Annotated in this window: 7 protein-coding genes and 1 pseudogene; 5 read left to right on the forward strand and 3 right to left on the reverse strand. The window is 71.8% G+C overall.

Annotation, left to right across the window (positions count from 1 at the left end; translation table 11 throughout):
- Positions 1 to 161: 161 nt before the first annotated feature.
- From VFN12_RS02630 to VFN12_RS02640, 3 genes are read right to left on the reverse strand one after another with little or no spacing between them, the layout of a single operon-like run.
- A complete protein-coding gene (locus VFN12_RS02630) occupies positions 162 to 2,552 on the reverse strand; it encodes a DUF3488 and transglutaminase-like domain-containing protein (RefSeq protein ID WP_325117008.1) in 2,391 nt (796 codons plus the stop codon).
- Complete coding sequence (locus tag VFN12_RS02635; RefSeq protein WP_325117009.1) at positions 2,549 to 3,850, reverse strand: DUF58 domain-containing protein; 1,302 nt, start codon at positions 3,848 to 3,850, stop codon at positions 2,549 to 2,551. Before VFN12_RS02635 ends, VFN12_RS02630 begins: the two co-directional genes overlap by 4 nt.
- A 19-nt stretch (positions 3,851 to 3,869) precedes the next feature.
- Positions 3,870 to 4,847: a MoxR family ATPase gene (locus tag VFN12_RS02640; protein ID WP_325117010.1), complete on the reverse strand. Its 978-nt coding sequence runs from the start codon at positions 4,845 to 4,847 to the stop codon at positions 3,870 to 3,872.
- A gap of 326 nt (positions 4,848 to 5,173) precedes the next feature.
- Here VFN12_RS02640 and mraZ point away from each other — a divergent pair, with 326 nt between their 5' ends.
- From mraZ to VFN12_RS02665, 5 genes and pseudogenes are all read left to right on the forward strand, one after another.
- On the forward strand, positions 5,174 to 5,605 hold the full coding sequence (gene mraZ, locus VFN12_RS02645) for a division/cell wall cluster transcriptional repressor MraZ (protein WP_325117011.1): 432 nt from the start codon (positions 5,174 to 5,176) through the stop codon (positions 5,603 to 5,605).
- A gap of 218 nt (positions 5,606 to 5,823) precedes the next feature.
- The gene (locus tag VFN12_RS02650; RefSeq protein ID WP_325117012.1) at positions 5,824 to 5,964 is read left to right on the forward strand and encodes a hypothetical protein; all 141 of its coding nucleotides are present in this window, start codon (positions 5,824 to 5,826) and stop codon (positions 5,962 to 5,964) included.
- Between the two features lie 8 nt (positions 5,965 to 5,972).
- Positions 5,973 to 6,938, forward strand: a complete 966-nt coding sequence (rsmH, locus tag VFN12_RS02655) for a 16S rRNA (cytosine(1402)-N(4))-methyltransferase RsmH (RefSeq protein ID WP_325117014.1) — start codon at positions 5,973 to 5,975, stop codon at positions 6,936 to 6,938.
- The gene (locus VFN12_RS02660; RefSeq protein WP_325117015.1) at positions 6,935 to 7,501 is read left to right on the forward strand and encodes a hypothetical protein; all 567 of its coding nucleotides are present in this window, start codon (positions 6,935 to 6,937) and stop codon (positions 7,499 to 7,501) included. Before rsmH ends, VFN12_RS02660 begins: the two co-directional genes overlap by 4 nt.
- A gap of 15 nt (positions 7,502 to 7,516) precedes the next feature.
- A pseudogene (locus tag VFN12_RS02665) lies at positions 7,517 to 8,317 on the forward strand (penicillin-binding protein 2); the annotation flags it as partial.

An 8,317-nucleotide genomic window follows, 5' to 3' on the forward strand; every position in this document is an offset into this window, starting at 1 on the left:
CCGGGAGAACGGCGGCTTCTAGCGCAGCCGGCGCCAGCGGCTGCGCTAGAAGCCGCCGTTCTGATGGTGGTCGAGCGAGCCGTCGTCGACCGAGCCTGCGAGGGCGGCGAAGCGGCGTGTCGAGACCCGGTGAGACGAACGGCGACCGCTCGTCTCGGCTTCTACCCCACGTGATCGACCACCCCGCCGCCGTACCGCACGGTGAGGGGCTCGACCTCGGGGGCGGTCACCGTCCTGGGCCTCCCGCGCAGCACCGACCGCGGCATCCAGGCGGCTCGGCGGCGGGCCGCGCGCGAGGCGCCGCCCTGCAGGGACGCGACGCAGGTCGCGAGGTCCTTGTCGAGCAGGTCCTGGTCGGCCTCCTGCCCGGCCCGGGCGTAGCGCAGCCGCTCCACACACCGCACGATCCGGTCGAGTGCCTCGACCGCGAACGGCGCGACGTGCGCCCCGTGCACGGGACGCTCGGGGGTGTCGGAGCGCACCGGCAGCCCGAAGCGGCGCACCAGCGCGTCCCTCGTCTCGCGGGGTGACCGGTCGTAGGGCCAGGGCACCCCCAGGTCGGTCGCGGTGTCGAGCAGCTCGGCCCAGGCGCCCTCCGGGCCGCTGCCGAGCCGGCGGCGGGTGCGGGTGCGCCGGATCGCCGACGGGACGAGCAGCAGACCCAGTCCGGCCAGCAGTGCTCCGGTGGTGCCCAGGACCGGACCCCACGGGAACCCTGCCTGGTCGTCACGCTGGTTCTCGTCCTGCGATGCCTCCTCGCCCGCGGCACCGGAGCTCTCCGCGCGGCTGGGCAGGTCCTCGCTCTGCCGGGGTGCGCCCGGACCGACGCCGGACTCGGGAAGGTTGACCTGCTGGGTGGTGTAGCCCGGCACCTCGGTCGCCCGGTTCGAGGGGGTGGGCTCGAACCTCACCCAGCCCGATCCGGGGAAGAAGAGCTCGGGCCAGGCGTGGAGGTCCCAGGCGCTGTACTCCCACGTCTCAGATCCGACCCTCCGCGGCTGGTAGAAGCCGACCGCGACTCGCGCCGGGATCCCCAGGATCCGGGACATGACCGCCATCGCCGAGGCGAACTGCTCGCAGTAGCCGGTGCGCCCGTCTGCTCCCGGGGTGAGGAACCGGACGAGGTCGTCGGTGCCGTTGCCGGGTTCGGCATCGAGGTCGTAGGTGAACCCGCCGTCCTCCCGGAACCACTGCTGCAGCGCCACGGCCTTCTCGAACCGCGTGTCCTCGTTGCGGGTGACCTGGAACGCCAGGTTGCTCACCGTGCTGGGGATCCCGTCCGGCAGGTCGATGTAGTCGCTGCTCACCAGACCGCCGGTCGAGGGGGCGCGGGCCATCGACTCCGCCGAGAGCTCGAGGTCCACGGCGGTCATGGAGTAGCTGAGCCCGGCGGTGTCGAGATCCTCCTCGCCGGCGAGGAAGTCCATCGTGTCCCGGTCGTATCGCCAGTCCCCGTCAGCGGTGATCCGCGAGATCGGGGCCTGGGTCGGCAGCCAGATCGACCGGAAGCTCGGGGTGACGGCGACGTCGTAGTCGGTCTCGGTGCGTTCCAGCGTCCGCTCGACGCCCTGGAGGGCGGGGACCGCGCCGCGCGCGCCCTGGTCGGTCGGGACCTGCCGCGTGCCGGAGGTCCACTCGTTGGCCGAGAACCGGGTGAGGACGGAGATGCGGAGGTACGACGGATCGGGGTCGCTGGTGCGGACCTGCACCAGCGGGATGTCGTCACCGCGTTGCAGGTCACGGCGCAGGTCGGTCATCGGGTTGGTGACCGCGATGTCATCGCCCCCCGGGCCGAGCCCACCCTCGAAGACGCTCAGGTTGAGGGTGGGGATCAGCGCCGGGAGGAACACCGCCAGCGCGGTGGCCACGCCGCCGATCGTGCCCGCGGTGCCCCGGATCGCCCCGGTGGTCACGCCGAACGCCGACGGGTCGGACGCCAGGTCGTTGCCCAGAGGCCGGCCCCAGCGGGCGACCTGGTCACTCTCCTGCAGGTAGAGCATGGTCAGGAACCCGCCGGCGGTGGCGGCGAAGACCCACCAGGAGACACCGCTGAGCAGGATGCTGACCGGGACGCTGTAGACGGTCAGCAAGGGGAGACCGGCCAGGGGGACCCGGCGCAGCGTGCAGGCCAGCAGGTCGACGACCAGGAGGCAGCCGAACCCGCCGAGGATGAGGACCGGGTCGACCGGAGGGACGTCCGGGGGGAGCGGGGCGGCATAGCGCTGCGCGGAGATGAGCGCGTCGGAGAAGCCGCCCTGCAGCCGTTCCCAGGCCGGCCCGACGGGGATCGGCGAACCGCTGAGGATCATGCTCGTGAGGCCGCCGGAGATCACGAGCTGGCATAGGACGACCAGCGGCGCCGAGAGCCGTGCCCAGCGGGCCAGTGCGCCGGTGCCGGCGATGACCGCGCCGATGACGAGCAGCGGGCCGAGGAACGTGGCGGACTGCTCGGTGAATCCTCGCCAGGAGAGCAGCGCCAGCCAGGTGGTCCCGGCCGCGGCGACGGGGAGGGCGAACGCTCCGGCGAAGCTGCCGCGCGCGGGCTGGTTCATCGGGGTACCTCGTCCCTGGCCGGGGCGAAGGCGGTCTCGCCGGTGGACGAGTGGCCGCTACGGCTGGCGTGGGCCGTGCTGCGACCCAGCTCCTGCCAGACCGAGTCCAAGCGGTCGCGGGGTCCCAGCGCGGCTGCCCGCCAACCCTGGCGGGTGAGGGCTCCGGCGGCGCCCCCTTCGGTGGAGCGCGCCACCCAGGCGTCGACGTCGAGGGCCAGTGCCATGGCCGACCCCGAGTGGTGCTGCATCCGGCGCAGGACCGGGATGTCCTGGGGGTCGAGGCTGCCGACCACGGCCACCATCAGCCCGCCGTGGGTGGGCTCGGCGAGCCATCCGGTGTCGATCCGGTGCCGCGGATCGGCCTGCACCACGGCCAGCGTCTCCAGCAGCGGGCCGGTGTTGAGCTCGGCGGCGCGGAAGTGCCACGCGTTGCCGGGGTCCTCTCCCGAGGCGGTGACCAGCCGCACGGTGAACCCGCGCAGGCTGAGGTGGACCGCGATCGAGGCGGCGGTGGAGACGGCTGTCTCGAGGGAGGAAGCGATGCCCTGCCCCCGGTGCGCGTGCACGCGGTTGTCGAGGAACAGGGTCGCGCGCGACTGCCAGGGTTGCTCCTCGCGTCGCACCATCAGCTCGCCGACCCGCGCGGAGCTGCGCCAGTGGACACGGCGCAGGTCGTCGCCGCGTCGGTACTCGCGCACCGTCACGTCCTCGGCGCTGCCGGTGGCGAAGGCGCGGGGGCGGTTGTCGCCGGACCCGGTCCAGGCGCCGCCGAGGGGGATCTGGGGGAGCGGGACAGTCCGCGGCGTCACCGTGAGCGGCACGGTCGTCTGGAAGGCACGGCCGAGCTCGACCAGCCCGAACGGGTCGCTGACCCGCACCGACATCGGTCCGATGTCGAACTGGCCGCGTACGTCGGAGCGAACCTGGTAGGTGACGTGCCGCCGCCATCCGTGGCCGATGCCCTCCAGCACGAAGCGTGGCCGGGACCCGAGCACGTAGGGGACCTGGTCCTCGAGCCGGAGCACACCGCTGGGCGTACGTCCCTCGTTGGTCAGGGAGAGGCTCACCCGCACCGGCTGGCCGGCGGTGACCAGCTGGGGGTTGACCGTCCGTACCAGTGCCAGCCGGTAGCGGCTGCGACCGATCAGGGCCGCGGTGACGAGCGGGAGCGCCCCCACGAGGACGCCGACCCGGGTCAGCGACGGCTGGCCCAGGACGACGGCGCAGACGATCGCGGTCACGCCCGCGGCCAGGAAGGCCCGACCCCGGACCGTCAGTCCGGCCAGTGCCTCTCGCACGTCGTACTCCTCGGGGGCGTCAGGACCGACTGCGCTCGGGGACCGGAACGGCCTCGATCACGGCGTCGAGGATGGCGGTGGTGCTGCGCCCGCTCATGGCGGCCTCGACGCTCGGCAGGAGCCGGTGGGCGAGCACCGACTGGGCGAGGGTCCGGACGTCGTCGGGGAGGACGTAGTCGCGGCCCTTGATGGCGGCCCTGGCCTTCGCGGCCCGGACCAGGTGCAGCGTCGCCCGCGGGGAGGCGCCCAGGGTGAGCTCGTGGGAGCGCCGGGTCGCCGCCGTGAGCGCGACGCTGTAGCGCTGGACCGCCTCGGAGACATAGACGTCGCTGACGATGCCGATCAGCTTGCGGATCTCCGCCGCGTCCGCCACGGGCTCGAGGTCGTCGAGCGGGTTGGCTCCGGTGTGGGTGTCCAGCATCGCGATCTCGGCCGCCTCGACGGGGTAGCCGACCGACACCCGCGCCATGAAGCGGTCCCGCTGGGCCTCGGGCAGGGCGTAGGTTCCCTCCATCTCGATCGGGTTCTGGGTTGCGATCACCATGAACGGCGCTTCGAGCTGGTAGGTCGTGTTGTCGACGGTGACCTGGCGCTCCTCCATGCACTCCAGGAGCGCGGACTGGGTCTTGGGCGAGGCGCGGTTGATCTCGTCGCCGACGACGATGTTGGCGAAGACCCCGCCGGGGCGGAACTCGAACTCCCGCGTGTTCTGGTTGAACACCGAGACGCCGGTGACGTCGGACGGCAGCAGGTCGGGGGTGAACTGGATCCGGCGCACGGAGGAGTCGATGCTGCGGGCAAGGGACTTGCTGAGCATCGTCTTGCCGACCCCGGGGACGTCCTCGATCAGCAGGTGACCTTCGGCCAGCAGCACGACCAGGGTCGAGGTCACGACGTCCGGCTTGCCCTCGATGACCTTCTCGATGTTGGCGCGGACCCGGTCGACCACACGCGAGAGCGTCTCGAGATCGGCACCGCCAGCATTCGGATTTCCCACGGGTCCGGTCCTTCCGTTGTGCGGTCGTCAGCGCCCGCGTGATGAGTCCACGTTAGGGCGTCCGAAAAACCTAGTCGTCCGGGTTGGCGAACTCTTCGCTCGTCGGGGTCACGGTTTGGTTTCGGTTGCCGACCGGACGACCCGCGACACTCTCACGCTTCCTCCATTTTGCTCCACCGCGGCGAATGTGGCTCCCACCTGCGCAAACTCGCCGAAATCCGCCGTCGCGACACGGCTCTTATGGTTGATCGTGGAGGGATGTGGGGTAGAGTGGTGCGCAGTGGAGGAAGAGCCCGGCAGAGGGTTCGGGGGAGCGGAGGTGCCCGATGTTCTTCATGGGCACCTACACCCCCAAGCTCGATGACAAGGGGCGGCTGTTCCTCCCGGCGAAGTTCAGGGACCAGCTCGCGGAGGGACTCGTGGTGACCAGGGGACAGGAACGCTGCCTGACCGTCTGGCCCCAGGCTGCCTTCGAGGAGCTCGCCCGTCGGGCCCAGGAGGCACCGGTGACGGTGAAGGCGGCCCGGGACTACACGCGCTTCCTGTTCGCCGGCGCCTCCGACGAGACGCCGGACAAGCAGGGCCGGATCACGATCCCGCCGATGCTGCGCGAGTACGCCGCGCTCAACAAGGACGTGGTGGTGATCGGCGTGATGAACCGGGTGGAGATCTGGGACCCGGCCAGGTGGGAGGAGTACGCCGACGCAGGCGAGGCGGCGTTCTCGGAGCAGAGCGAGGAGGTCTTCCCCGGGCTGTGACCCGGAGCGGACCGCAGGACCGCAGGACCGCAGGACAGCAACAACTCAACAACGGATTCGTCGGACGAGGTCTCGGGCCCGCTCCCGGAAAACGGCTTCTGGGGCACCTTCCCCGGTTCCAGACGCCGAACACTTCCCACACTGGGAGCGGGCAGGGACCTGGTCGGACGAATCCTCAACGCCAGCACCATCCGCATCAACCAGTGGGGTCGAGTCCGATGAGCAACACCGTGGAGGCACCCGTCGTACGACGGGTCCGGCACCAGGCCAGGGAGGCCGTCGCCGTGATGGCGTTCTCCGCGGCCACGTCGGTGGGCCTCGCGGTCGGTCTCCTCCTCATCACGAGCCTGGGTCGATAGGCGACGCGATGACCCGCCCCCACCACGACCCGGTCCTGCTCGACCGGGTCGTCGCCCTCCTGGCGCCTGCACTCGATCACGACGGGGCCGCGCTGGTCGACGCCACGCTCGGTCTCGGCGGGCACACCGAAGCCGTGCTCACCGACTGCCCGCTGGCTCGCGTCATCGGCATCGACCGTGACCCGGCCGCGCTCGAGCTGGCGGGGGAGCGACTCCGCCCGTTCGGAGACCGCTTCACCGCCGTGCACGCGGTGTACGACGAGATCCCCACCGTTCTCGCCGACCTCGGGCTGCACGGGGTCGACGCGGTGCTCTTCGACCTCGGCGTCTCGTCGATGCAGCTCGACCTGCGGGAGCGCGGGTTCGCCTACAGCGAGGACGCGCCGCTCGACATGCGGATGGACAGCAGCACCGGTCCCACCGCCGCGGACGTGCTCAACACCTACCCGGCCGACGAGCTGGCCCGGGTCCTCAAGGAGTACGGCGAGGAGCGGTTCGCCCGCCGGATCGCCGCCGCCGTGGTCCGGGAACGGGAGCGGGAGCCGTTCACCACCTCTGCCCGGCTGGTGGAGCTCCTCTACGCCGAGATCCCGGCACCGGCACGGCGTACGGGCGGGCATCCCGCCAAGAGGACCTTCCAGGCGCTGCGGATGGAGGTCAACGACGAGCTGGCCGTGCTCCGCAGGGCGATCCCGGCCGCGATCGACGCGATCACGGTGGGTGGCCGGGTCGTCGTCGAGTCCTACCACTCCCTCGAGGACCGCATCGTCAAGCGGGTGTTCGCGGAGGCCGTCCGCGTCGACGTCCCCGACGACCTGCCGTTCCTGCCGGAGGGCACCGAGCCCACGCTCCGTCTGGTCACCCGGGGCGCGGAGAAGGCCGACCAGCGAGAGATCCGGGACAACCCGCGCGCCGCCTCCGTGCGGCTGCGTGCCATCGAACGTCTCAGCAACCCCCGAGGAGTCGCCTCATGAACAGCCCAGCCCTCCGGTCCCGCTCGATCGGGCGCGGAATTGCCGAGGCCGCGGTCGAGCGGGCGCGTCTGACCGTCGTACCCCGTCGGCGGACCCGCGCCGCCCGGATGCCGTTCGTGATGCTGGTCAGCCTGGTGCTGCTCGGGGGAGTGATCGGGCTGCTGCTCTTCAACACCTCGATGCAGCAGGCGTCCTTCGCCGCCACGGCGCTGGAGGAGCAGGCCAACACGCTCACCGCTCGCGAGCAGACGCTGCAGATGGAGCTCGAGGTGCTGCGCGACCCGCAGCGGGTCGCCGAGCACGCGCAGAGCCTGGGCATGGTCCCGGCCGCCAACCCGGTCTTCCTGCGACTCTCGGACGGCAAGGTGCTCGGCGAGCGGATCGCCGCCACGCCCGCCAACGGGCTGCGGGTCCGTCCGCTTCCGCCGGCCAAGCCGGCCGTCCTGACCCCGGCCCCCATCGTGCACAAGGTCGTGGCCGACTCCCGTCGCGCCTCGGACGAGACCGCGGGCTCACCCGGTAGAAACGTCGCCAACGCTTCCGGCGAGCACGGCCGGCGCTGAGGGGGAGGGGTTCTGGTGCGTCACACCCGTCCGCGCCGCCCCCTGGGCAGCATGCGCGGCTCGCCGCTGTTCCGGCTGAGGTTCGGCTTCGTCGTGATCGCCATGGTCCTGTCGATCTTCGGCGCGAGGCTCGTCCAGCTGCAGGGTGTGGACCCCAACTCGTACGCCGAGATGGCGGCCGCCGAGGGGATGGTCGAGGTCGACCTCCCGGCGACGCGCGGCGACATCCTCGACCGCAACGGCGAGCCACTGGCGGAGTCGGTCGACGGGCTGATGGTGGTGGCCGACCCGCTCCTGACCGCCGACCAGGCGCCCGAGCTCGCGAAGTTCCTCGCCAACCGGCTCGATGTCGACTACTTCACGATCCTGCCGCGGCTCCGGGAGGAGGGCAGCCGGTTCGAGTACATCGCCCGGCGGGTCCCCTCCACCCAGGCCACCGAGGTGGTCGCCGAGGCGGAGGAGGCGGGCTTCAAGGGGCTCGACACCCGGCAGGACCAGGTGCGTGACTACCCGGCCGGAGACGTCGCGGCCAACATGGTCGGCTTCGTCGGCACCGACGAGGCCCTCGGTGGCTTCGAGCGGACCTTCGACGCCCGGCTGGCAGGCGAGGACGGCAGGGCACGGTACGCCGTCGGCGGTGGCAACCGGATCCCGCTCGGGGAGAGCACGATCGACCAGCCGGCCGACGGCGCCGACCTGCGCACGACGCTCGACCTCGACCTCCAGTGGTACGCCCAGCGCGTGCTGCGGCAGACCGTCGAGGACGCGCGGGCCGACTCCGGCTTCGCGGTCGTCATGCACACCGAGACCGGCGAG

The sequence above is a fragment of the Nocardioides sp. genome (assembly GCF_035703625.1).
GTDB lineage: Bacteria > Actinomycetota > Actinomycetes > Propionibacteriales > Nocardioidaceae > Nocardioides.